Source organism: Burkholderiales bacterium, from assembly GCA_036262035.1.
Taxonomy (GTDB): domain Bacteria; phylum Pseudomonadota; class Gammaproteobacteria; order Burkholderiales; family SG8-41; genus JAQGMV01.
The window spans coordinates 32964-57805 of record DATAJS010000028.1 but is presented as its reverse complement, the minus strand read 5'-3'; the positions used below and the strand labels follow the sequence as shown (position 1 = coordinate 57805).

Here is a 24842-nt window from a genome sequence, read left to right as displayed (position 1 = left end):
GCGCACCGCGCATTTTTCGGTGCGTTGCCACGCACCCTACGATCGAAATACTGATGTCCGTTTCTTCCGCGCTACAACTCCTCCAGAACACCTTCGGCCACTCGGGCTTTCGCGGTAAACAGGAAGAGATCGTCACCCACCTGGCGCAGGGCGGGGACGCGCTCGTCCTCATGCCGACCGGCGGCGGCAAGTCGCTGTGCTACCAGCTCCCCGCGCTGCTGCGCGCAGGCACCGCGCTCGTCGTCTCGCCACTGATCGCGCTCATGCAGGACCAGGTCGCGGCCCTGAAGCAGCTCGGCGTGCGCGCCGCTTTCCTCAACTCCACGCTCGACGGGCGCGAGGTCTACGAGACCGAGCGCGCATTCCGCGCGGGGGAGCTCGATCTGCTCTACGTCGCGCCCGAGCGGCTTTTGATGCCGCGCATGCTCGACCTCCTGGGCGAAGCGAAGGTCGCGCTGTTCGCGATCGACGAAGCGCACTGCGTGTCGCAGTGGGGCCACGACTTCCGGCCGGAATATCTCCAGCTCTCGGTGCTGCACGAGCGTTTCCCCGACGTGCCGCGCATCGCGCTCACCGCGACCGCCGATCCGCAGACGCGCGACGAGATCGTGCACCGCCTCGCGCTCGACGAGGCGCGCGTCTTCATCTCGAGCTTCGACCGGCCGAACATCCGCTACCGCATCGTCGACAAGAGCGACGCGCGCTCGCAGCTCCTGTCGTTCATGCGGGAGGAACATACGGGGGAATCCGGCATCGTCTATTGCCTGTCGCGCCGCAAGGTCGACGAGACCGCCGCATGGCTGTGCGAGCACGGCGTGCGCGCCCTGCCCTATCACGCGGGGATGGACAGCGCCGCGCGAGCCGACCACCAGGCGCGATTCCAGGGCGAGGACGGCATCGTGGTGGTCGCGACGATCGCGTTCGGCATGGGCATCGACAAGCCCGACGTGCGCTTCGTCGCGCACCTCGACCTGCCCAAGAGCATCGAGAGCTATTACCAGGAGACCGGCCGCGCGGGCCGCGACGGCCAGCCCGCGGACGCGTGGATGGCTTACGGCCTCGGCGACGTGGTGCAGCAGCGACGCATGATCGACCAGTCCGAGGGCAGCGACGCCTACAAGCGCGTGTCCGCGGCCAAGCTCGACGCCTTGCTCGGCCTGTGCGAAACGGCGGCGTGCCGGCGCGTCCGCCTGCTCGAATATTTCGGCGAAGCGAGCGCGCCGTGCGGCAACTGCGATACCTGCCTGGAGCCGCCGGAGACCTGGGATGCGACCGAGGCCGCGCGCAAGGCTTTATCCTGCATCTATCGCACCGGGCAGCGCTTCGGCGCGGGCCATCTCATCGACGTGCTGCGCGGTCGCCCCAACGATCGCATCACGCAGTGGGAGCACAACAAGCTGTCGGTGTATGCGATCGGGGCCGATCTCGACGAAAACGAATGGCGCAACATCTTCCGGCAGCTCGTCGCGCTGGGCTATGCGCGGCCCGATCACGAGGCCTACGGCGCGCTGAAGCTGACCGAAGCGAGCCGACCGGTGCTGAGGGGCGAAATGCCGGTCGAGATGCGCCGCGCGGTCCCCCGCGCGCGTGGCTCACGGCGACGTGCGCAGGCGGCCCTGCCTGCGGGGGCGGACGAAGGGCTGCTGACGAAGTTGAAGGCGTGGCGGGCGAACGAAGCGCGCGAGCAGGCGGTCCCTGCGTACGTGATCTTCCACGACGCCACGCTCGCCTCGATCGCGGCGCTCAAGCCGCAGGACCTCGCTGCGCTCGGCACCATCAGCGGCATCGGCGCGCGCAAGCTGGAGCGCTACGGCCCGATGGTTATCTCGTTGATCAACGAGTAGAAAACCAAACTCGCCACACGGGCACGCGCGTTGCTCAACCCCGGGTAGCCACTGCCCAACTTCGAGGATTGCCACGCGGCGGTGACTAGAGCCCGGGTGCTCGGTTGAACGCCAAGGAGGGAAACCAAGGTTTCCCTCCTTGAACCTCCTTTCCTTTACCGATCGCGCGCACGCCCAGGGTTCGTCCGTCACGGGTTATCCGTCACGCTTCACCCATCACGTTCGATCAAACCTGGGTGACGAACTTGGTCACGAGGTAGCCGTCGAACGTCTCCGTGCCGCCCTCGCTGCCGATCCCGCTTTCCTTGACCCCGCCGAACGGCGTCTCGGACAGCGCGCTGCCGAAATGGTTGATGTTGACCATGCCGGATTCGATCGCGTTCGCCGCGTAGTGGGCGGTCTTGAGCGATTCGGTGAAGACGTACGACGAGAGCCCGTACGGCAGGCTGTTCGCGCGGCGGATCGCGTCTTCCGGATCGGTGAACGGCGCGAGCGGCGCGATCGGACCGAAAGGCTCTTCGGTCATGAGCTTCGCGGTATCGGGCAGCCCGGTGATCACCGTCGGCGGGAAGAAGAAACCCGAGCCTTTGAGCCGCGCGCCGCCGGTGACGATCTCGCCGCCGCACGTGACCGCGTCCTCGACGAACGCCTGCATCACGTCGACGCGCCGCGAATGCGCGAGCGGTCCCATCTGCGTCGTCTTCTCCAGCCCGTTGCCGACGTTGATCGACTTGATGGTCTCGATGAACGTCGCCGCGAACTTGTCGTAGATGCCTTTCTGCACGTAGAAGCGCGACGGCGACACGCACACCTGCCCGGCGTTGCGCACCTTGAGCTTGGCCAGCGTGATCGCCGCCTGCTCGACGTTGGCGTCGTCGAACACGATCACCGGCGAATGGCCGCCGAGCTCCCACGTGCCGCGCTTCATGTGCGCGCCCGCGAGCGCCGCCAGCTGCTTGCCGACGGGGATCGAGCCGGTGAACGACACCTTGCGCACGATCGGTGACTTGATGAGGTAGTCCGAGACCTCGGCGGGAACGCCCCACACGATGTTGAGACACCCCGGCGGAAGCCCCGCGTCGTGGAAGAGCCGCGCCAGCGCGACGACCGCGCTCGGGCTGCTCTCCGGGCCTTTCAGCACCAGCGTGCAGCCGGCGCCGAGCGCCGAGACCATCTTGCGGATCGCCTGGTTGAACGGGAAGTTCCACGGCGTGAAGGCGGCGCACACGCCGATCGGCTCGCGCAGCACGAACTGATGCACTTCCGGACGACGTGGGGCGATCACGCGGCCGTAGATGCGGCGGCCCTCTTCGGCGGCCCACTCGGCGTGCTCGGCGCACACCATCACCTCGCCGACCGATTCGGCGAGCGGCTTGCCCTGATCGAGCGTGATGTTGCGGCCGATCTCCTGCGCGCGCTCGCGCGCGAGCTGTCCCACCTTGCGCAGGATCGCGGAACGATCGAGCGGCGAAGATTTCTTCCAGCTCTCGAACGCGCGCTGCGCCGCCGCCAGCGCGGCGTCGAGGTCTTCGCGCGTGGCATGCGGCAAGTGCCCGAGCACTTCGCCGCTCGCCGGGTTCACGACCGGCTCGGTCTTGCGTCCTTCGGCCTCGACGAACTTGCCGTCGATGTACATCGCGAGCTTTTCGTACACGGTCGCAGGCTTCTCCAGCACTTGCTCGGTCATGGCATCACCTCACTCGACTTTGGCACCACTTTCTTGAACGACTTTAGCCCATTTAGCAGCTTCCACCTTCATGAACTGGTAGAACTGCTCGGGCTTCTCCTGGTACGCGACTTCCTGTCCGGCGTTGCGCATCGCGGCCTGCATGTCCTGCGTTTTCAGCACTTTCATGAGGTCGCCGTGCAGATGCATCTGGATCTCGCGCGGCAGCGCCTTGGGACCCGCGATGCCGAACCACGCGACCATCTCGTAACCCTTGACGCCCGCCTCGGCGATCGTCGGCACGTCGGGAAGCTCGGGCGAGCGCTTGGTGCTCGTCACGCCGAGAGCCCGCAGCTTGCCCGACTTGATGTGCGGCAGCATGCCGGCAATGCCGGGGAATGCCACCTGCACCTGCCCGCCGATGAGATCGGCGGTCACGGGTCCGCTGCCCCGATACGGAATGTGCGTCATGTTGATGCCGGCCATGCGGCAGAACAGGGCACCGGTGAGGTGCTGCGTGCTGCCGTTGCCCGACGAGGCGTAGTTGATCTGGCCGGGCCGCGACTTGGCGAGCCCGACGAGGTCCTTCACGCTCTTTGCCGGCAGCGACGGATGGACGACGAGCACGTTCGGCGCGGCGGTGATCTGCGTCACCGGCGTGTAATCGTTCAGCGAATCGTAGTTGAGCTTCCTGCCATACAGCGCCGCGCTTACGAAATGCGTGTTGCTGATCATGAACAGCGTATAGCCGTCGGGCGCTGCCTTGGCCGCCGCTTCGGCGCCGATGGTCGAGCCCGCGCCCGGGCGGTTGTCGATGACGATCTGCTGCCCGAGCACTTTGGTCAGGCGATCGGCGAGCAGGCGGCCGGGCACGTCGGCCGCCCCGCCCGGCGAAAACGGGATGATGAGGCGCACGGGGCGCGCGGGATAGCTCTGCTGCGCCTGGGCCGCGCCGGACAGCACAGCCAACGCGGCGCAGGCGAGGCTGACAGCGGTGGATCTCACGTTGATTTCTCCTCGGAGGACTTCCGAAACTGACGAGGGCGGCATGATAGCATCGGGCGCGCGACTCCACTTCCGCGCACCCCGTGCTCACACTTCACGACGTCACGAAATCCTACGGCGGCGCCCGCGTACGCGCGGTGCTGCGCGAGGTGTCGCTGACGGTCGCCGACGGCGAGCTCGTCGCGATCATGGGCGAGTCGGGCGCGGGCAAGTCGACGCTGCTCAATCTCATCGCCGGCCTCGACCTCCCGGACGCGGGTCGCATCATCCTCGACGGCATCGACCTGTCGGCGCTCGACGACGATGCGCGCACCCTCTTGCGCCGTCGGCGCATGGGCTTCGTGTTCCAGGCGTTCCACCTGCTCCCGCACCTCACGGTGTTCCAGAACGTGCGCCTGCCGCTCGATCTCGCCGAGACGCCCCGCGATGAAGCCAACGCGCGCGTGAGCGCGATGCTCGAAGCGGTCGGCATCGCTCACCTCGCGCACGACTTCCCGCGCACGATCTCGGGCGGCGAGGCGCAGCGCGTGGCGATCGCGCGCGCGCTCGTGCACGAGCCGCAGCTGGTGCTCGCCGACGAACCGACCGGCAATCTCGACAGCGAAGCCGCGGCGCAGGTGCTCGCGCTCCTGCGCACCGAAGCGAAGCGGCGCGCGGGCGGCGGCATCCTCGTGACGCACTCGAAGGCCGCGGCGAGCTACGCCGATCGCGTATACGTGCTGTCCCGGGACGGGCTCGCAGTGCAGTGATCGCGCCTTGGCGCCCCGCGGTACTGACGAGCCTCTGGCGGGCGAGCGCCGGCGGCGCGTGGCGGGAGCATCCGGGCAGGCTGGTCCTGGCCCTTCTCGGCATCGCGCTCGGCGTGGCGCTCGGCGTCGCGGTGCACCTCATCAACGCCAGCGCCACCAACGAGTTCGAGCTCGCGGTGCGCTCGCTCGCGGGCGAAGCCGACCTCGTGGTGCGCGGGCCGCGCTCCGGCTTCCCGGAATCGTTGTATCCGCGCCTCGCCCGGGCGCCCGGCGTCGCGGCCGCGAGCCCCGCGCTCGAGGTCGACGCGCAGATCGCGGGCCGCCGCGACACGATCAAGGTGCTCGGGCTCGATTCGTTCCGCGCGCTGCAGGTGCAGCCGCACCTCCTGCTCGAAAGCCGCGACGCGCTGACCGACCTGCTCAAGCCGCGGCAGGCGCTGCTGTCCGCCGCGGCGGCGGAAGATCTCGGCGTCGGCAAGGGCGGAGAGCTCCGAGTGCACGCCGGCTCGCGCGTCGAAACCCTGCACGTCGCGGGCGTGCTCGCGCCGGGCGCCACGCGCCAGCGCATGGCGATCGTGGACATCGCGGAAGCGCAGCGCGTCTTCGGCCGTATCGGCGACCTGTCGCGCATCGATCTGAAGCTCGCGGCGGGAACGCAGGCCGAAGCGTTCGCGCGCACGCTCGAGAGCGTGCTGCCCGCCGGCACGGTCGTCGCCACGCCCGAGGCGGAGGCGGCACGCAACGTGAGCCTCTCGCGCGCGTATCGCACCAACCTCGACATGCTCGCGCTGGTCGCGCTCTTCACCGGCGCATTCCTCGTGTTCTCCACGCAGTTCCTCGCGCTGCTGCGGCGCCGCTCGCAGCTCGCGCTGCTGCGGGTGATCGGCGTCACGCGCGGACAGCTCGTCAGGCTGCTGCTCGTCGACGCGAGTCTCACCGGACTGATCGGATCGCTCCTCGGCGTCGCGCTCGGCGTTGCGCTCGCACACTTCGCCGTCGCGCGTCTGGGCGGCGATCTCGGCGCGGGTTATTTCAGCGCGGTCGACGCGCAGTTGCACGTCGATCCGGCGGCGCTTGCGACGTTCTTCGTGCTCGGCGTCGTGTTCTCGCTGATCGGGGCGGCGCTGCCCGCGCTCGAAGCCGCGCGGCGCCAGCCCGCGACCGCGCTGAAAGCGGGTGACGAAGAAGAGGCGCTGCGCGGCGTACAGCGCGCGGCGCCGGGCCTCGCGATCATCGCGATCGGTCTCGCGCTGTCGCAGGCGCCGCCCCTCGGCGATCTGCCGTGGACCGGCTACGCCGCGATCGCGCTGCTGCTGGTCGGCGCGATACTCGTCATGCCGCGCTTCGCGCACTTCGCGCTGGCACGGCTGCCGAACGTGCGGCGCGCGTCCGCCGCGCTGGCCGCGGCGCAGTTGCAGGCGACGCCGCGGCAGGTGGCGGTCGCGCTCGCGGGTATCCTCGCGAGCTTCAGCCTGATGGTGTCGATGATCATCATGATCGGCTCGTTTCGCGAATCGCTCGCGACGTGGCTCGACCGCATGCTGCCCGCGGACCTCTACCTACGAGCGGGAAGGCTCGGCGACACCGGCTTCTTCAGCGAAGAAGAACAGGCGCGGATCGCGCGCGTGGCGGGTATCGAGCGCGCGGTGTTCCTGCGCAGCCAGAGCGTGTTCGTGGCCAGGGATCGGCCGCCGCTCACCCTGATCGCGCGTCCGCTGGCGCCGGGACAATCGGCGCCGCCGCTGCCGTTCGAAGGCCCGCGGGTCGAGCCCGCGGCGGGCGCGCCCACGCCGGTCTGGCTGTCCGAGGTCGCTGCCGACGTGCTGCGCGTGAGCGCTCGCGACATCGTGACGCTGCCGATCGGCGGCGTGCCGCGGCACTTCACCGTCGCCGGCATCTGGCGCGATTACGCGCGGCAGAACGGTGCGGTCGTCATCGATCGCGCGGTCTACGTCGCGATCACCCGCGACCGCAGGGCGAACGAAGCATGGCTGTACCTCGCGGGCGGTGTCGCACCGGACGAGGCCGCGGCACGCCTGCGGGCCGGGCTGGTCTCGCACGAAGGCCTGGAGATCGCGACGCCCCGCGAGCTCAAGTCGATCTCGCTCGCGATCTTCGATCGCACGTTCGCCGTGACGTACGCGCTCGAAGTCGCCGCGGTGTTGATCGGCCTCTTCGGCGTGAGCGCGAGCTTCAGCGCCCAGGCGCTCGCGCGGCGCCGCGAGTTCGGCGTGCTGAGGCACATCGGCATGACGCGCCGCCAGATCGGCTCGATGCTCGCGTTCGAAGGCCTGGCCGTGGGCAGTGTCGGCGTCGTCGCGGGTCTGGCGCTCGGCTGGCTCGTGAGCCTCGTCCTCGTGCACGTCATCAACCGCCAGTCGTTCCACTGGAGCATGGACATGCACATTCCCTGGGGCGAGCTCGGGGTGCTGGCGCTCTCGCTCGTCGTCGCCGCTACGCTGACCGCCGTCGTCTCGGGGCGTCGGGCGATGAGCGACGAGGTGACGAGGGCGGTGAGGGAGGATTGGTGAAATGCGAGTGTTAAGTGTTGAGTGTTAAGTGATGAGTGGATTCGTGGCACGCCGCCGGGCGCTGGCGTTGCTGTCGATTGCAGTCGCCGCACCGGCATCGTTCGCGCGAGCAGCGAGCTCGCGTGACACGCGGTACGCGCCCGTAGTGCCGGGTTATCGAATCCGCTTTCCCGACGACGAAGGCAGCCACCCGCAATTCCGGACCGAGTGGTGGTACGTGACGGGATGGCTGGAACGGCCGGGCGGCGCCGCGATGGGTTTCCAGGTGACGTTTTTCCGCGTGCGCCCCGAGATCGACGAGAGCAACCCGAGCGCGTTCGCCGCGAAGCAGATCGTGATCGCGCATGCCGCGCTGAGCGACGCCGCGCGCGGGCGGCTCGTGCACGATCAGCGCGTCGCGCGCGCGGCGTTCGGTCTCGCCGGGGCGGAAACGGGACGCACGCGCGTATGGCTCGACGACTGGTCGCTCGTGCAGGACGGCGGCGACTACCGCACGCACGCTTCCGCCCGCGATTTCACGCTCGACCTCGTGTTCACGCCGACTCAGCCGCCGCTGCTGCAGGGCGACGCCGGCTTCAGCAGGAAAGGAGCGCGCCCCGAATCGGCGAGCTATTACTACAGCCTGCCGCACCTCGAGGCCGTCGGTGAGATTCGTCAGGGCGCGTCGCGCATCGCGGCCGCCGGCAGCGCGTGGCTCGACCACGAATGGTCGTCGAGCTACATGGACGAGCAGGCGAGCGGCTGGGACTGGATGGGCATCAATCTCGACGGCGGCGGCGCGCTGATGGCGTTTCGGATGCGCGACAAGACGGGCGGGAAATTGTGGGCCGGCGCGACGCTGCGCACCGCCGACGGCAAGCGCACGACGTACCGACCGGCCGAGGTCGAATTCACGCCGCTGCGCACGTGGCGCTCGCCGCGCACCGGCGCGAGCTACGCGATCGCCTGGCGCGTGCGCGTCGGCTCGCTCGAGCTGACGCTCGAGCCGCTGATGGACGATCAGGAAAGCGACAGCCGCGCGTCCACCGGCGCGGTGTACTGGGAAGGCGCGGTGACGGCGATGCGCGAGGGGAAATCGATGGGGCGCGGGTATCTGGAGCTGACGGGGTATTACCGGCCGATGAAGGTATGAAACGCGTGATGGTGTTGAAGGAAAGGAGGTTCAAGGAGGGAAACCTTGGTTTCCCTCCTTGGCGTTCACCGCCATCGGAGATGGCAGCGGCAGCCGTCAGGCTGCTGCTGCCATCTCCTTCTCGAACACCACCTTCCCGCCCCGCGCGTCGACCTTGATCGTGTCTTTCGGACCGAACGCGCCTTCGAGGATCGCTTTCGCGAGCCCGTTCTCGATCTGCGACTGGATCGCGCGCTTCAGCGGCCGCGCGCCGAACACCGGGTCGAAGCCGACCGAGGCGATCTCGCGCAGCGCGGCATCGGTCACGTCGAGGCGCATGTCCATCGCGGCGAGACGCTTCTCCAGGCCCTTCAACTGGATGCGCGCGATCTCCTTGATGTTCTTCTCGTCGAGCGGGTGGAACACCACGATCTCGTCGATGCGGTTGATGAACTCCGGCCGGAAATGGTTCTTCACTTCGGCCATCACCGCACCCTTGATCTCCGCATACTCGCTGCCGCCCATCGACTGGATCATCTGCGAGCCGAGGTTCGAGGTCATGATGATCACGGTGTTCTTGAAGTCCACCGTGCGCCCCTGCCCGTCGGTCATGCGGCCGTCGTCGAGCACCTGCAAGAGCACGTTGAACACGTCGTGGTGCGCCTTCTCGACCTCGTCGAGCAGGATCACCGAGTACGGCTTGCGCCGCACCGCTTCGGTGAGGTAACCGCCCTCCTCGTAGCCGACGTATCCCGGCGGCGCGCCGATGAGACGCGCGACCGAGTGCTTCTCCATGAACTCGCTCATGTCGATGCGGATGAGATGGTCTTCCGAATCGAACAGGAACTCGGCGAGCGCCTTGGTGAGCTCGGTCTTGCCCACGCCCGTCGGACCCAGGAACAGGAACGAGCCGTACGGCCGCTTGGGATCGCCCAGGCCCGCGCGCTGGCGGCGGATCGCTTCGGACACGAGGCGCACCGCCTCTTCCTGGCCGACCACGCGGCGATGGAGCGCGTCTTCCATCCGCAGCAGCTTCTCGCGCTCGCCTTCCATCATCTTGGACACCGGGATGCCGGTCGCGCGCGACACCACTTCCGCGATCTCTTCGGCGCCGACCTGCGTGCGCAGCAGACGCGGCTTGACCTTGTTCTCACCGCCGCTCTCGGCCTGCTTCAGCTGCGCTTCGAGCTGCGGAAGCTTGCCGTACTGGAGCTCGGCGACCTTGTCGAACTTGCCTTCGCGCTGGAGCTTGGTGATGTCGAGCTTGATGCGGTCGATCTCTTCCTTGATGTGCGCGGAGCCGTGGACCTGCGCCTTCTCGGCTTTCCAGATCTCTTCGAGGTCGGCGTACTCGCGCTCGAGGTTCCCGATCTCCTGCTCGATGAGCTCGAAGCGCTTCTTCGAAGCCTCGTCCTTCTCCTTCTTCACCGCCTCGCGCTCGATCTTGAGCTGGATCATGCGGCGCTCGAGCCTGTCCATCGCTTCGGGCTTGGAGTCGATCTCCATCTTGATGCGCGCGCCCGCCTCGTCGATGAGGTCGATCGCCTTGTCCGGCAGGAAGCGGTCGGTGATGTAGCGATGCGAGAGCTCGGCTGCGGCGACGATCGCCGGGTCGGTGATGTCGACGCCGTGGTGCAGCTCGTACTTCTCCTGCAGGCCGCGCAGGATCGCGATCGTCGATTCGACGCTCGGCTCCTCGATCAGCACTTTCTGGAAGCGGCGCTCCAGCGCCGCGTCCTTCTCGATGTACTTGCGATACTCGTCGAGGGTGGTCGCGCCGATGCAGTGCAGCTCGCCGCGGGCGAGCGCGGGCTTGAGCATGTTGCCGGCGTCCATCGCGCCTTCGGCCTTGCCGGCGCCGACCATGGTATGGATCTCGTCGATGAAGACGATGATGCGGCCGGCTTCCTGGGCGATCTCCTTGAGGACCGACTTCAGGCGCTCCTCGAACTCGCCGCGGTATTTCGCGCCGGCGAGCAGCCCCGCCATGTCGAGCGAGAGCACTTTCTTGCCCTTGAGGGTCTCGGGCACTTCCTCGTTGACGATGCGCTGCGCGAGGCCTTCGACGATCGCGGTCTTGCCGACGCCGGGCTCGCCGATCAGCACCGGGTTGTTCTTGGTGCGGCGCTGGAGGATCTGGATCGCGCGGCGGATCTCGTCGTCGCGGCCGATGACCGGGTCGAGCTTGCCCGAGCGCGCGCGCTCGGTGAGGTCGAGGGTGTACTTCTTGAGCGCTTCGCGCGCCCCTTCGGCTTCCTGGTCCTGCACGCTTTCGCCTCCGCGCACCTGTTGAATCGCCTCGTCGAGCGCGGCGCGATTCGCGCCGGCCTGCTTGAGGATGCGACCCGCTTCGCCTTTGTCCTGGACCGCCGCGAGCAGGAAGAGCTCCGAGGCGATGAACTGGTCGCCCCGCTTCTGGGCTTCCTTGTCCGCGACGTTCAGGAGGTTCGCGAGGTCGCGCGACACGTTGACCTCGCCGCCGGTGCCCTCGACTTTCGGCAGGCGGTCGATCGCGGATTTGAGATCGGTCTTGAGCTTGGGCGTGTTGACGCCCGCACGCTGGAGCAGCGAGGTGGTCCCGCCGTCGTCCTGATTCAGGAGGGCGTACAGCAGGTGCTGGGGCTCGATGTAGGGGTTGTCGTTGCCCACGGCGACGCTCTGGGCATCGGCAAACGCCTGCTGGAACTTGGTGGTGAACTTGTCGAAACGCATCGGTTTTGACCTCGATTCGGGCTGATTTTTCCTATCTGCAAGCCTAAATCAGGCCTGAACGCCGAATTTCAAGAGGCGCGATGATGCGCCGCAACGAGAACTACCTCGGCACCTCGGCCTCGCGCGTCTCGGGGGCCGGCACCGGGGCGACCGGCCCCATGGTGTCGATCGGCCGCGGGGTGGGCCTGACCCCGACCACCGGATACGGCGACAGCATGTTGAGGGCGATGCTGTGGTTCGCCGACTGCACGATGCGCACGTGCTCGCGCTTGAGCTCCCGCGCGTGCCGGCAGCCGCACGAGTGGGCGATCATGTCGATCTCGTGGTTCATGTTCCGGCAGTAGTTCGCGACCCGCAGGTATTTCTCCTCGACCACCAGCCCGCGCTGCAGGCGCTTGTTGTGCGTCGTCACGCCGGTCGGACAGGTGTTGCTGTGGCAGCGCAGCGCCTGGATGCAGCCGAGCGCGAACATGAAACCGCGGGCGGTGTTCACGAAGTCGGCGCCGACGCAGAGCGCCCACGCCGCACGCGCCGACGTGACCAGCTTGCCCGCGGCGATGACGCGGATGCGCGACTTGAGCTGGGCCTGGAGCAGCGCGTCGACCGCCCTCGGCAGCGCTTCCGTAATAGGCAAGGCCATGTGATCCATGAGCGTCTGCGGCGCGGCGCCGCTGCCGCCCTCGCCGCCGTCGATCGCGATGAAGTCCGGCGCATATTCGAGCCCGCGGCTCAGCACCGCTTCGCACAGGTCGTTCATGAACTCCCAGCCGCCGAGCGCCGTCTTCACCCCGACCGGCTTGCCGGTGAGGTCGCGGATGAACGCAACCTGATCGAGAAGATCGTGGATGTTGGCGATGTCGATGTGCCGGTTGGGGCTGATCGAATCGCACCCCGCGGGGATGCCGCGAATGCGTGCGATCTCCTCGGTCACCTTCGCCGCCGGCAGGATCCCGCCCTTGCCGGGCTTGGCGCCCTGCGAGAGCTTGATCTCGAACGCCTTCACGTGCTTCGCGAGCTCTTTCGCGCGCTCGGCCGAGAACGTGCCGTCGAGATTGCGTATGCCGTACTTGGCGGTGCCGATCTGCATGATGATGTCGCAGCCGCCTTCGCTGTGATACGGCGCGAGCCCGCCTTCGCCCGTATCCATATAGCACCCCACTTCCGCCGCGCCGCGCGAAAGCGCGCGCACCGCGGGCTCGGAGATCGCGCCGAAGCTCATGCCGCTGATGTTGACGATCGACTTGGCCTCGAAAGGCTCGCGGCAGTACCCGTCGCCGATCATGATCGACGGCGTGGGCAGCCGGTCTTCCTCCAGCACCGGGAAGGGATGGTTGACGAAGATGATCGATCCCGGCTCGCGCAGGTCGTTGGTCGAGCCGAAGCCGATGAAGCCGCCCTCGTTCTTCGCGTTGCGATACACCCATGCGCGCGTGGCGCGGTTGAACGGCATCTCGTCGCGGTCGCCGGCGAAGAAATACTGGCGGAAGTACTCGCCGAGGTTCTCGAAGAAGAAGCGCAGCCGGCCGACGACGGGGAAGTTGCGAAGCACCGTGTGCTTCTTCTGGGTGACGTCGTGGATGATCAGGATCGCGAGGCCCACGAGCAGCACGAAACCGAGGATGGTTCCGATCCCGTAAGTCAGGACATTCATAACATCCATAAGGCGACTCCGCTGCGCTTCGTTGACCCCGGTACACGCCTCGGAGGGAAACCCATGGTTTCCCTCCGAGCGCCCGCTAGCGGGCGCTGCGCTTCCGCGCCGGTGAACGCCTCGGAGGAAAACCGGGGTTTTCCTCCGAGACCTCCTTTCCCTTAGTTATGCACCGCTCAGATCATCTGGGCGAAAGGTAAACTACCCGCCACAATTGCTCAACGTAGAGGGAATCGTGGATCTTCAGGCCGAAATCGAGCGCAACGTGACGCGGGCGCTCGAGGAAGACGTGGGTGCGGGCGACTGGACCGCCCTGCTGACGCCCGCCAGCACCCCCGCACGCGCGTCCATCGTGTGCCGCAGCGCGGCGGTGCTGTGCGGAGAAGCGTGGGTTACGGCGTGCTTCCGACGCCTCGATCCGAATGCGAAGGTGAAGTGGCGCGCCCACGACGGCGACACGGTGACTGCGGACACCGTCGTGTGCGAGATCGAGGGCGACACGCGGGCGCTGCTCACCGGCGAGCGCACGGCGCTCAACTTCCTGCAGATGATGTCGGCGGTCGCGACGGCGACGCGCGCTTACGTGGAAGCGGTCAAAGGCACGCGCGCGGCGATCGTCGACACCCGCAAGACCCTGCCGGGCCTGCGGCTCGCGCAGAAGTACGCGGTCAAGACCGGCGGCGGGAAGAACCATCGCCTCGGTCTCTACGACGGCGTGCTCATCAAGGAGAACCACATCGCGGCGGCCGGCAGGGTGAGCCGGGCGCTGGAGGAAGCGCGAAAAGTCGCGCCGGAAGGCGTGTGGATACAGGTCGAAGTCGAAACCTTCGATCAGCTGCGCGAAGCCCTCGCCTGGGACGCGAAGATGATCCTGCTCGACAACATGACGACCGAGCAGATGGCCGAAGCGGTGAAGATCGCCGCCGGCCGCGCAGAGCTGGAAGCGTCCGGCGGCATCACGCTGTCGAACGTGCGCGAGATCGCGGAGACGGGCGTGGATCGGATCTCGATCGGCGGCCTGACCAAGGACGTGAAGGCCGTCGATCTCTCGATGCGTTTCGTTTGAACGTCAAAATGGATTCCCGATCGTTCCGCTACCGCGGGTCGGGAATGACGTCATTCCCGCGAAGGCGGGGATCCATTTTCGACCGCAATTAAGCCTTCGGGAGGTTCTCCCGAATGATCCCCTCGATCGCCGCCAGCTCCGCGTCCACCGTCAGCGGCTTCACGCATTGCGAGATCGCGGTGTCGGGGTCTTTCAGCCCATGCCCGGTGAGCGTGCAGACGATGGTCACGCCTTCGCGGATGCGTCCGGCTTCGAGGTCCTTCAATACGCCCGCGATCGAGATCGCCGATGCGGGCTCGCAGAAGACACCTTCGGTCTGGGCGAGGAGCTTTTGCGCGGCGAGGATCTCCTCGTCGGTGCACTCGGCGAACCAGCCGCCGGACTCGCGCTGCGCGTTGAGGGCGAGCTCCCACGACGCCGGATTGCCGATGCGGATCGCGGTGGCAACGGTCTCCGGATTCTCGACGATCTTGCCGCGCACGATGGGCGCCGAGCCCGCGGCCTGGTAGCCGACCATGATCGGTCGCTTCGTCGCTTTTTTCTCGCGGTGGAACGGGCACTTCCCTTCGCAGTACGCGCACGCCTTGGTCTGCTCGCACGCCATCTCGCTGTAGCCCGCCCAGTGCGCGCCGATGTTGCCGGCGTTACCGACCGGCAGCGCGTGGTAGTCGGGCGCGTCGCCGAGCGCTTCGACGACCTCGAAGGCGATCGTCTTCTGCCCTTGCGGCCGGAACGGGTTGATCGAGTTCACCAGCGCGACCCCGGTCGTCTCGGCGGCCTGCTGCACCAGGCGCATGCCGTCGTCGAAGTTGCCGCGAATCTGGATCACGACCGAGCCGTGCATCATCGCCTGCGACAGCTTGCCCAGCGCGATCTTGCCTTCGGGGATGAGCACGAAGCACGCGATGCCGGCGCGCGCCGCATACGCGGCCGCCGCGGCGGAGGTGTTGCCCGTCGATGCGCAGATGATCGCCCTGGCGCCCGCTTCGACCGCTTTGGTCACCGCCATGGTCATGCCGCGGTCCTTGAACGAGCCGGTCGGGTTGAGACCGTCGAACTTGGCGTAGATGCGGACGTTCCTGCCGATCTGTTTCGGCAGATTGGTCAGCTCGATGAGCGGCGTGTTGCCTTCGTTGAGCGAGATGACGGGGGTTTGGTCGTCGACCGGGAGGCGGTCGCGATACTGTTCGATGAGACCTTGGTAATGAGCCATCTTAATTGAGGTTTTCGAGCCGGATGCGCGTGACCTTGCCCGCGATCACCGGCAATTTTTCGATCTTCGCCAGCGCCGCATCGACGTTCTTCTCGATGGTCTGGTGGGTGAGCATGATGATGTCGACCTGGTCCTCGCCTTCGTGCGGTTCCTTCTGGACCATCGCGTCGATGGAGATGTCGAGGTCGGCGAGGATGCGCGTGATGTCGGCGAGCACGCCGGGCTTGTCGAACGCACGCATGCGGAAGTAGTACGACGTCTCCACCTCGCTCATCGGCAGGATGGGCGTGTCGCTGAGCTTGCCCGGCTGAAAAGCGAGGTGCGGCACGCGGTGCTCGGGGTCGGCGGTCATCATGCGCGCGACGTCGACGAGGTCGGCGACCACCGCCGAAGCCGTCGGCTCGGCGCCGGCCCCGGCCCCGTAGTACATCGTCTGGCCCACCGCATCGCCCTTCACGAGGATCGCGTTCATCACGCCTTCGACGTTGGCGATCAGGCGCTTTTCCGGGATGAGCGTGGGATGCACCCGCAGCTCGATGCCTTTCTCCTTGCGCTTGGCGATGCCGAGCAGCTTGATGCGATAGCCCAGCTCCTCCGCGTAGGCAATGTCCTCACGGGTGAGCTTCGAGATGCCTTCGATGTAGGCGGACTCGAACTGCATCGGGATGCCGAAGCCGATCGCGGCCATGATCGTCAGCTTGTGCGCGGCGTCGTGGCCCTCGATGTCGAACGTCGGATCGGCCTCTGCGTAGCCGAGGCGCTGCGCTTGCGCCAGCACGTCCGCGAACGACGCGCCTTTCTCGCGCATCTCCGACAGGATGAAGTTGCTGGTGCCGTTGATGATGCCGGCGATCCACTCGATGCGGTTGGCGGTGAGGCCTTCGCGCAGCGACTTGATGATGGGGATGCCGCCGGCGACCGCGCCTTCGAAGCCGACCATCACGCCGTGCTTCTGCGCGGCTTCGAAGATCTCGTTGCCGTGCTGGGCGAGCAGCGCCTTGTTGGCGGTGACGACGTGCTTGCCGTTGGCGATCGCCTTCAGCACGAGCTCGCGCGCGATGCCGGTGCCGCCGATCAGCTCGACGACGATGTCGATCTCCCTGTTGGACACGACCTCGTTGGCGTCGCCGGTGACGATCGCGCGCTCGCCGACGATGCCGCGCACCTTGTCGATGTCCTTGTCCGCGACCATCTTCATGGCGATGGTCGAGCCGGCGCGGCGGCCGATCTCTTCCTGGTTGCGGCGGAGCACGGTCCACGCGCCGCCGCCCACCGTGCCGATGCCGAGCAGGCCTACATTGATCGGTTTCACAGCAAACCGTCCTTCCTGAATGCGACGGTCTTCACAAAAGACCGTCTTTCCTGAACATTTCCTTGATGCCGCGCACCGCCTGGCGCGTGCGCGCCTCGTTTTCGATCATGGCGAAGCGCACGTGGCCGTCGCCGTAGTGGCCGAAACCGACGCCGGGCGCGACCGCGACCTTGGCTTCGACCAGGAGCTTCTTGGAGAACTCGAGCGAGCCCATCGCCTTGTACTGCTCCGGGATCGGCGCCCAGACGTACATCGTCGCCCTGGGCACCTCGACGTTCCAGCCGCATGCGTGCAGGCCGCTGCAGAGCACGTCGCGCCGGCGCTGGTAGCTCATGCGCACGTCCTCGACGCATTCCTGCGGCCCTTCGAGCGCGACGATCGAGGCGACCTGAATGGGCGTGAACGTGCCGTAGTCGTGATAGCTCTTCATGCGCGCGAGCGCGGTGACGAGCTCGCGGTTGCCGACCATGAAGCCCACGCGCCAGCCCGCCATGTTGTAGCTCTTTGACATCGTGAAGAACTCGACCGCGACGTCGCGCGCACCAGGCACCTGCAGGATCGAAGGCGCCTGGTAGCCGTCGAACACGATGTCGGCGTAAGCGAGGTCGTGCACCACGTAGATGTGGTGCTCGCGCGCGATCGCGATCAGGCGCTCGAAGAACGCGAGGTCGACGCACTGCGCCGTCGGATTGCTCGGGAAGTTCACGATGAGCATCTTGGGCTTGGGATACGTGTCGCGTATCGCCTGCTCGAGCTCTTCGAAGAAATCCACGCCAGAATGCATCGGAACGTGGTGGATGTCCGCGCCCGCGATCACCGGGCCGTATATATGGATGGGATAGCTCGGGTTCGGCACGAGCACGATGTCGCCGCGGTCGAGCGTCGCGAGCGCGAGGTGGGCGATGCCCTCCTTGGAGCCGATGGTGACGATCGCTTCGGAATCGGGATCGAGCTCGACCGCGTAGCGCTTCTGGTACCAGTTGCAGATCGCCTTGCGCAGCCGAGGTATTCCCTTGGATACCGAGTAGCCGTGGGTGTCGGGGCGCCTGACGGTCTCGATGAGCTTGTCGACGATGTGCTGCGGCGTCGGCCCGTCGGGGTTGCCCATCGAGAAATCGATCACGTCCTCGCCGTGACGCCGGGCCGAGAGCTTGAGCTCGCCGGTGACGTTGAAGACGTACGGCGGCAGGCGCTGAATGCGGGGGAATTCTTCCATGTGCGAAAGCGTGAAGGGCTCGGAGGTGGGACGCGAGCCCGCCGCGGAGGGTTCGCCGTGAAAAAGCGTATAATTCTATCGGATTATCCGCAGCAATTCAGCGGCTTGGCAGTTGCTTGGTCGCGAAAGGTCGCCGCGACCGCCCACCACTGCCGTCATGAAACTCCACCTCACCAAGGCCGCCGGCCGCAATCTCTTCACGGGGTACGGCGACGGCTACGTCTCCGTCAACGATCAGCGCTACACCCGCCCGGTCATCGTCGCGCCCGAAGGCGAGGTCGAGCCGTGGAACCCGCAGAGCTTCGAGGCGCTGACCGCGGATGATTTCGACGTGCTCACCGCGCGCTCGCCCGAGCTCGTCCTTCTCGGCACCGGCTCGGCGCTGCGGTTTCCCAAGCCGGACGTGATCCGTCCGCTCGTCACCGCAGGCGTCGGCTTCGAAGCGATGGATACCCGGGCGGCGTGCCGCACGTACAACATTCTGATGGCCGAAGGCCGCCAGGTGATCGCGGCGATCTTCGTATGAGGTATGGCAAACTCGGGAGCCCATGAGCGAGAGGATCGATAAGGTCGTCCGGCAGGTCGGCGGCGTCATACTCGGCAAGGAAATCCAGATTCGACTCGCGCTCGCGTGCCTGCTCGCGCGCGGTCACCTGCTGATCGAAGACATCCCCGGCGTCGGGAAAACGACCCTGGCCCACGCCCTCGCCACGTCGCTCGGACTGTCCTTTCAGCGCATCCAGTTCACGAGCGACCTGCTGCCTGCCGACATCCTCGGGGTGTCGATCTACAACCGCGACAGCGGCACGTTCCAGTTCCACCCGGGCCCGATCTTCACGCAGGTCGTATTGGCGGACGAAGTGAACCGTGCGACCCCGAAAGCGCAGAGCGCGCTGCTCGAGGCCATGGAGGAGCAGCAGGTCACCATCGACGGCGAGACGCGCACGCTGCCCGCGCCTTTCTTCGTCATCGCCACGCAGAATCCGTCGTACCAGGTCGGCACGTTCCCGCTGCCCGAGTCGCAACTCGACCGCTTCCTCATGCGCATCCAGCTCGGCTATCCGGGCGCGGACGCCGAGCGCGAGCTGCTGTCGGGTCAGGACCGGCGGGACCTCCTCGCCCAGCTCGGCGCGTGCCTGCGCTTCGATGAGCTCGCCGAGCTTCAGCAGCAGGCGCAGACGATCCACGTATCGAACGCGCTGCTCGATTACGTGCAGGCGCTCGTCAATCACACCCGCGCCTCGTCCGATTACGCCAACGGCCTCTCGCCCCGCGCCGCGCTCGCGCTGCTGCACGCGGCGCGGGCGTGGGCGCTCATGGAAAAGCGCGAGCACGTCGTTCCCGAAGACGTGCAGGCGGTGCTCCCCGGGGTGGTGAGCCACCGCCTGCTGTCGGCGACCGAAGGCCGGCGCATCAACGGATTCGACGTCGCCCGGCAACTGATGAAGCAGGTCGCGGTGCCCTAGCGGCTCGCCGATGCAGCTCCTCAGGCCTTTCACCACCTGGCTCTTCCGCCTGCACGGCCCGGAGCGCGGCGAGGTGGTGCTGGTGCAGCGGCGCATCTTCATCCTGCCCTCGAAGGCGGGGGTGATGTTCGCGGCGGTGCTGCTGCTCATGCTCACCGGCTCGATCAACTACGCGCTCTCGCTCGGCTTCATCCTCACCTTCCTGCTGGGCGGCCTCGCGGTCGTGGCGATGCTCCACACCTTCCGCAATCTCGCCGGCTTGCGCGTGACGGCGGGTAAGGCCGAGCCGGTGTTCGCCGGGGACGTCGCGCGCTTCCCGATCGCGCTGCGCAATCCGACGCGCACGCCGCGCTTCGGCCTCGTGGTCGCGCGCGACGAGACGGACCACGACATCGTCGACGTTCCGGCCGAAGGCGCGAGCGTCGCGACCGCGGCCGTCCCTGCGGAGCGCCGCGGGCTTCTCTACCCGGGCCGGCTCACGCTCTACACGCGCTATCCGGTCGCGCTCTATCGCGGCTGGTCGTACGTCGACCTCGACACGCATTGCGTCGTGTATCCGAGGCCGGCGCCTGCGGGCGTTCCGCTGCCGCCGCTCGCGGCCGGCGGCGCCGAAGGCTCGGGCCACGGCGAAGGCCACGACGATTTCTACGGTCTGCGCCAGTACCATCCGGGCGATTCGCCGCGTCACATCGCGTGGAAAGCCGCGGCGCGCGAGCAGGGGCTGCTCACCAAGCAGTTCACGGGCTACGCGCCGGCGGAGCTGCGTCTGTCGCTCGACAGCGCGCCCCCGCACCTCCCACTCGAGGACAAGATCTCGCGGTTGACGCGCTGGGTGCTCGACGCCGACGCGGCGGGCATCGCCTACGCCCTGAGCCTGCCGAACGCGAGCATCGACGCCGCCACCGGCGTCGCGCACCGCGAGCGCTGCCTGCACGCGCTCGCCCTCGTATGAGCGCGAACCTCGACCTGCGCCACACGCTGTGGCTGACCCTCGCGCTCGCGCTGGTGACCGCGCCGCACGTGGAGAGGCTGCCGTGGTGGCTGTCGGGGCTGGTCGCGATGCTCCTCCTGTGGCGCACCTATCTCGCCCGGGCCCGGCGCGACCTGCCGCCGCGCGCGCTGCTCATCGTGATCGTCGCGGGGGCGAGCGCGGGCGTCTACTTCCAGTACGGCACGCTCTTCGGCCGCGACGCCGGCGTCGCGCTGCTGGTCGTGATGCTGGGGCTGAAGCTGCTCGAGATGCACAACCGGCGCGACGCCCTGCTCCTCATCTTCCTGTCGTACTTCCTCGTCATCACCAACTTCCTGTACTCGCAGACCATCCCCACCGCGCTGTACATGCTGGCGTGCGTCTGGTTCATCACCGGGGGGATGATCGGCATCAACTACACGCGCTCGCCGCAGAGCGTGCTGCCGCAGTTGCGAACCTCGGCCCTGCTGCTCGGGCAGGCGGTGCCGCTCATGCTCGTGCTGTTCGTGCTGTTCCCGCGCGTGCAGGGGCCGCTGTGGGGCATGCCCGCCGATACGCAGCGCGCGTCGACGGGGCTGTCGGACACGATGTCGCCGGGCAGCGTGACCGACGTCGCGCTCTCCGACGCCGTGGCGTTTCGCGTCGAGTTCAAGACGCCCATTCCCGAGTCGAAGCGGATGTACTGGCGCGGGCCCGTACTGTGGGATTACGACGGCAGGACGTGGCGCGCGCCGCGGCGCATGTACGCGCGCATCAAGTACGACGCGCGAGACCAGCCGGTCGATTACAGCGTCACCCTCGAGCCGCACGGCAAGGCGTGGCTCTTCGCGCTCGATCTTCCGTCCACCGTGCCGCCGGGAACGCTGGTCACCAACGATTTCCAGCTCATCTCGCCGCGGCCGGTGACCGCGCGCATGCGCTACGACATGAGGTCGTATCTCGATTACACCTACGGCGCCGACGAGCCCCGGCCGAACCTGGACCGCGCGCTGGAGCTGCCGGCGGGCTTCAATCCGCGCACCCTCGAGCTCGCGCGCTCCTTGCGTGCGCGCCACAAGTCCGACGCGGCGATCGTCGAAGCGGCGTACGCGATGTTCGGCCGTGAGCGGTTCACCTACACGCTCGCGCCGCCGCCGCTCGGCGTGAACATGGTCGACGAGTTCCTGTTCGATTCGCGCGCCGGTTTCTGCGAGCACTACTCCTCCGCGTTCGCGGTGCTCATGCGCGCGGCCGGCATCCCCGCGCGCGTCGTGACCGGTTATCTGGGCGGCGAAGCGAATCCGATCGGCGATTACCTCATCGTGCGCCAGGCGGACGCGCACGCATGGACCGAAGTGTGGCTCGAAGGCCGCGGCTGGGTGCGCGTCGATCCGACCGCAGCGGTGTCGCCTGCGCGCATCGAGCGTGGGCTGGCTGCGGCGGATGTCGCGGGCGTGCCGCTCTTCATGCGTGGCGACAACGTGGTGATGCGGCGGCTGCGTCTGACGTGGGACTCGCTCGCGAACAGCTGGAACCAGTGGGTGCTCGGCTACACGCCCGAGCGCCAGCGCGCTCTGCTCACCCGCGTCGGGCTCGACGACGCGACATGGCGCACGCTCGCCGGGCTGCTCCTCGCGGCGACCGGGGCGGTGATCCTCGTCGTCGCCTTCTTCACGCTGCGCCGGCTCAGGGTGCGCGTCGACGACCCGGTCGTGCGCATCTATCTCGCGTTCTGCCGGAAGCTCGCGGCCAAAGGTCTCGCGCGCGACGCGGCCGAGGGACCGTTCGCCTATGCCGAACGCGTCAGCGCGTCGCGGCCCGACCTCGCTTCACGGGTGCGCGATTTCGTCGCGCTCTACGTGGGCCTGCGTTACGGCGGGATGGCGCGAGGCGCGAACGTGGCGCGGCTGAAGAAGCTCGCGCAGGAGCTGCGCGCCTAACCGGAAGGCAGGAGCTTCAGCGGATCGACCGGCTTGCCGAAGCGGCGGATCTCGAAGTGCAGCTTCACCTGGTCGGCGTCGGTGTTGCCCATCTCGGCGATCTTCTGGCCGCGTGCGACGGTCTGGCCTTCCTTCACGTTGAGCTCGCTGTTGTGGGCGTAGACGCTCAAATAGGTGTTGTTGTGCTTGATGACCACGAGCTTGCCGAAACCGCGGATGCCGGTGCCGCTGAAGATCACGCGTCCGGGCGCGCTCGCCAGCACCGGCTGGCCGAGCTTGCCGGCGATCGCGATGCCTTTGCTCGTGGAGTCGTTGAAGGTGCCGACGACCTTGCCTTTCACCGGCCACGCCCATTCGACGTCCTCGGGACCGCGCGCGGTCTCGCTGCTGTCGGCTTTGGGCTCGGGACGCGCATCGGCGCTCGTCGGCGCCGCGGGCGGCGCCGCCGGCGGCTTCGACAGCTGTGCGAGCGCCTGCTCGGAATACGGCAGCCGTACCGCCTTCGGCTCGGTGAGCACCGATCCGGGATTCGGCGTCGCCGGCGCGAGCGGTGTCGATGCGACCGCGGGCGGCGCTGCGGCGGGCGCAGTGCCCAACGGCCGGCTTTCGACGGCGCTCGTCGAGCCTTTCAAAGGCGAGACCACCACCGTCGGCGCACCGGCGGGCGGGTTCAATCGCAACTGCATGCCGACGCGGATCGCGCCCGGGTTGTCGAGGCCGTTCCACAGCGCGAGCTCGCGGTAGTCGAGTCCGTGCTCGAGCGCGATGCTGTACAGGGTGTCGCCGGGCTTCACCGTATAGGACTCGGGCCGCGTGTCGGCGCGCGAGGGCACCGGTTTGGGCCTGGGCGCCGTCGCCGGCGCGACGACCGGCGCCGGCGCGGCAGCGGTGCTCCGTGCGGGCACGTTGCGCTCGACCACCGGCGCGGGCGTGCTCGACACGCAGCCCGCCAGCGCGACCGGCACCAGCGCGAACGTCAGCCGCACGCTCACGCCACTCCCGGCAGCATCGGCACGAACTTCACCACGTCGAGCTTCTTCTCGACGAACCCGTGAGCCGAGCGCTCGATCACGCACAGACGCTGCTCGCCCCGCTTGTCACCCACCTGCGCCATCGGAAAGATCATGCGCGCGCCGACCGCGAGCTGGTCGAGGAGCTCGCGCGGGACGTGGGTGGCGGCGGCGGTCATGACGATCGCGTCGAACGGCGCGACCTCGGCCATGCCGATGTGGCCGTCGCCGTGACGCAGCCTCACGTTGAGCATGCGCAGCTCGCGGAAATGCTTGCGCGCCTTGGCGAGCAGGCCCGCGACGCGCTCGATCGAGTACACCTCTTTCGCGAGCCGCCCGAGGACCGCGGCCTGGTAGCCGCAGCCGGTGCCGATCTCGAGCACCTTGTTGATCGGGCCGCCGGCGCGCGCGAGCTCGGTCATGCGCGCGACGGTGTACGGGCTGGAGATCGTCTGCCCGAAGCCGAGCGGCAGCGAGATGTCCTCGTACGCGCGGCTCGCGAGCGCTTCGTCGACGAAGAGATGGCGCGGCACCTCGCCCATGACCGCGAGCACGACTTCGTCGCGTATGCCCTGCTCTCTCAGCCGCTCGACCATGCGCATGCGCGTGCGCTGCGAGGTCATGCCGATGCCGGTGTGCTGGCCCGTCACGCCGCCCCCATCCAGTCGGAGATCGCCTGCATCTGCGAATAGCGCGTGAGGTCGACCTGCAGCGGCGTGATCGAGACCATGCCGTTCGCGGCGGCATGGAAATCGGTGCCGGCACCGGCGTCCTGCGCGCCGCCCGCGGCGCCGACCCAGTACACGACTCCACCGCGCGGCGTGGTCGACTTCACGACCGGTTCGGCCTTGTGGCGTCTGCCGAGGCGCGTGACCGCGGTGCCGCGCACTTCGCCGGGCGCGACGTCGGGCACGTTCACGTTGAGCAGGACCGGCGGCGCGAGCGGGCGATCTGCGAAGCGTCGCACCAGGTCGCACGCGACGCGCGCAGCCGTCTCGAAGTGGCCGCCGCCTTCGGCGACCAGAGACACCGCGATCGACGGGATGCCGAGCAGAAAGCCTTCGGTCGCCGCGGCGACGGTGCCCGAGTAGATCGTGTCGTCGCCCATATTGGCGCCGTAATTGACGCCGGAGACCACGACGTCGGGCAGCGCTTCGAGCAGTCCGGTGACCGCGAGGTGCACGCAATCGGTCGGCGTGCCGTTCACGTAGAAGAAGCCGTTGGGCGCGCGCCGCACCGACAGCGGCCGGTCGAGCGTGAGCGAGTTGCTGGAGCCGCTGCGGTCGCGCTCGGGAGCGACGACGGTGACTTCGGCGCACTCCGAAAGCGCTTCGGCGAGCACGCTGATACCCGGCGCGAAGTAGCCGTCGTCGTTGCTCACGAGGATGCGCATGGTGAAGC

Annotated in this window: 19 protein-coding genes; 9 read left to right on the top strand and 10 right to left on the bottom strand. The window is 67.8% G+C overall.

Going from position 1 to position 24842, the window contains the following annotated elements; translation table 11 throughout:
* The first annotated feature begins 53 nt into the window (after nt 1-53).
* Nucleotides 54-1844: a DNA helicase RecQ gene (recQ, locus tag VHP37_27535; GenBank protein ID HEX2830130.1), complete on the top strand. Its 1791-nt coding sequence runs from the start codon at nt 54-56 to the stop codon at nt 1842-1844.
* A gap of 226 nt (nt 1845-2070) precedes the next feature.
* Here recQ and VHP37_27530 read toward each other — a convergent pair whose 3' ends face one another.
* Both VHP37_27530 and VHP37_27525 read right to left on the bottom strand, forming a co-directional pair.
* The gene (locus tag VHP37_27530) at nt 2071-3498 is read right to left on the bottom strand and encodes an NAD-dependent succinate-semialdehyde dehydrogenase (GenBank protein HEX2830129.1); all 1428 of its coding nucleotides are present in this window, start codon (nt 3496-3498) and stop codon (nt 2071-2073) included.
* Between the two features lie 42 nt (nt 3499-3540).
* Nucleotides 3541-4515 (bottom strand): tripartite tricarboxylate transporter substrate binding protein, encoded by a 975-nt coding sequence (locus VHP37_27525; protein HEX2830128.1) that lies wholly within the window; start codon nt 4513-4515, stop codon nt 3541-3543.
* Between the two features lie 83 nt (nt 4516-4598).
* On the opposite strand from VHP37_27525, the gene VHP37_27520 reads away from it, so the two are divergent.
* Genes VHP37_27520 through VHP37_27510 form a run of 3 tightly spaced genes read left to right on the top strand, consistent with a single transcriptional unit; the run spans nt 4599 to nt 8927 of the window.
* Nucleotides 4599-5264 carry an ABC transporter ATP-binding protein gene (locus tag VHP37_27520; protein HEX2830127.1) on the top strand — a complete coding sequence of 222 codons (666 nt, stop codon included), beginning with the start codon at nt 4599-4601 and terminating at the stop codon, nt 5262-5264.
* Nucleotides 5261-7795: an FtsX-like permease family protein gene (locus VHP37_27515; GenBank protein ID HEX2830126.1), complete on the top strand. Its 2535-nt coding sequence runs from the start codon at nt 5261-5263 to the stop codon at nt 7793-7795. Before VHP37_27520 ends, VHP37_27515 begins: the two co-directional genes overlap by 4 nt.
* A gap of 43 nt (nt 7796-7838) precedes the next feature.
* Nucleotides 7839-8927 carry a lipocalin-like domain-containing protein gene (locus tag VHP37_27510; GenBank protein ID HEX2830125.1) on the top strand — a complete coding sequence of 363 codons (1089 nt, stop codon included), beginning with the start codon at nt 7839-7841 and terminating at the stop codon, nt 8925-8927.
* A 96-nt stretch (nt 8928-9023) separates the two neighbouring features.
* Here the strand turns inward: VHP37_27510 and clpB are convergent, their stop codons facing one another.
* Nucleotides 9024-11618, bottom strand: coding sequence for an ATP-dependent chaperone ClpB (clpB, locus tag VHP37_27505; GenBank protein HEX2830124.1), 2595 nt, complete (start codon nt 11616-11618; stop codon nt 9024-9026).
* A 100-nt stretch (nt 11619-11718) separates the two neighbouring features.
* Nucleotides 11719-13269, bottom strand: coding sequence for an FMN-binding glutamate synthase family protein (locus VHP37_27500; protein HEX2830123.1), 1551 nt, complete (start codon nt 13267-13269; stop codon nt 11719-11721).
* Between the two features lie 235 nt (nt 13270-13504).
* On the opposite strand from VHP37_27500, the gene nadC reads away from it, so the two are divergent.
* Nucleotides 13505-14335, top strand: a complete 831-nt coding sequence (gene nadC, locus VHP37_27495; protein ID HEX2830122.1) for a carboxylating nicotinate-nucleotide diphosphorylase — start codon at nt 13505-13507, stop codon at nt 14333-14335.
* 88 nt (nt 14336-14423) lie between these two features.
* Here the strand turns inward: nadC and thrC are convergent, their stop codons facing one another.
* The 3 genes from thrC to alaC are packed head-to-tail and all read right to left on the bottom strand — an operon-like array spanning nt 14424 to nt 18076.
* Entirely contained in the window at nt 14424-15548 is a 1125-nt protein-coding gene (thrC, locus tag VHP37_27490) for a threonine synthase (protein ID HEX2830121.1), read from the bottom strand.
* A 1-nt stretch (nt 15549) separates the two neighbouring features.
* Nucleotides 15550-16860: a homoserine dehydrogenase gene (locus VHP37_27485; protein ID HEX2830120.1), complete on the bottom strand. Its 1311-nt coding sequence runs from the start codon at nt 16858-16860 to the stop codon at nt 15550-15552.
* Nucleotides 16861-16891: 31 nt separating this feature from the next.
* Nucleotides 16892-18076, bottom strand: coding sequence for an alanine transaminase (alaC, locus tag VHP37_27480; protein ID HEX2830119.1), 1185 nt, complete (start codon nt 18074-18076; stop codon nt 16892-16894).
* Between the two features lie 157 nt (nt 18077-18233).
* Between alaC and VHP37_27475 the strand changes: the two genes are divergently transcribed.
* The 4 genes from VHP37_27475 to VHP37_27460 are packed head-to-tail and all read left to right on the top strand — an operon-like array spanning nt 18234 to nt 22431.
* Nucleotides 18234-18602: an Mth938-like domain-containing protein gene (locus VHP37_27475; GenBank protein HEX2830118.1), complete on the top strand. Its 369-nt coding sequence runs from the start codon at nt 18234-18236 to the stop codon at nt 18600-18602.
* A 22-nt stretch (nt 18603-18624) separates the two neighbouring features.
* A complete protein-coding gene (locus tag VHP37_27470; GenBank protein ID HEX2830117.1) occupies nt 18625-19542 on the top strand; it encodes an AAA family ATPase in 918 nt (305 codons plus the stop codon).
* Nucleotides 19543-19552: 10 nt separating this feature from the next.
* Nucleotides 19553-20494, top strand: coding sequence for a DUF58 domain-containing protein (locus VHP37_27465; protein HEX2830116.1), 942 nt, complete (start codon nt 19553-19555; stop codon nt 20492-20494).
* Nucleotides 20491-22431: a DUF3488 and transglutaminase-like domain-containing protein gene (locus VHP37_27460; protein ID HEX2830115.1), complete on the top strand. Its 1941-nt coding sequence runs from the start codon at nt 20491-20493 to the stop codon at nt 22429-22431. Before VHP37_27465 ends, VHP37_27460 begins: the two co-directional genes overlap by 4 nt.
* Here the strand turns inward: VHP37_27460 and VHP37_27455 are convergent.
* Genes VHP37_27455 through surE form a run of 3 tightly spaced genes read right to left on the bottom strand, consistent with a single transcriptional unit; the run spans nt 22428 to nt 24834 of the window.
* The gene (locus tag VHP37_27455; protein HEX2830114.1) at nt 22428-23423 is read right to left on the bottom strand and encodes a peptidoglycan DD-metalloendopeptidase family protein; all 996 of its coding nucleotides are present in this window, start codon (nt 23421-23423) and stop codon (nt 22428-22430) included. The two genes, VHP37_27460 and VHP37_27455, sit on opposite strands and share 4 nt — an antisense overlap.
* Complete coding sequence (locus tag VHP37_27450) at nt 23420-24091, bottom strand: protein-L-isoaspartate(D-aspartate) O-methyltransferase (protein ID HEX2830113.1); 672 nt, start codon at nt 24089-24091, stop codon at nt 23420-23422. The genes VHP37_27455 and VHP37_27450 overlap by 4 nt, the downstream gene beginning before the upstream one ends.
* A complete protein-coding gene (gene surE / locus VHP37_27445; GenBank protein HEX2830112.1) occupies nt 24088-24834 on the bottom strand; it encodes a 5'/3'-nucleotidase SurE in 747 nt (248 codons plus the stop codon). The genes VHP37_27450 and surE overlap by 4 nt, the downstream gene beginning before the upstream one ends.
* Nucleotides 24835-24842 lie beyond the last annotated feature (8 nt).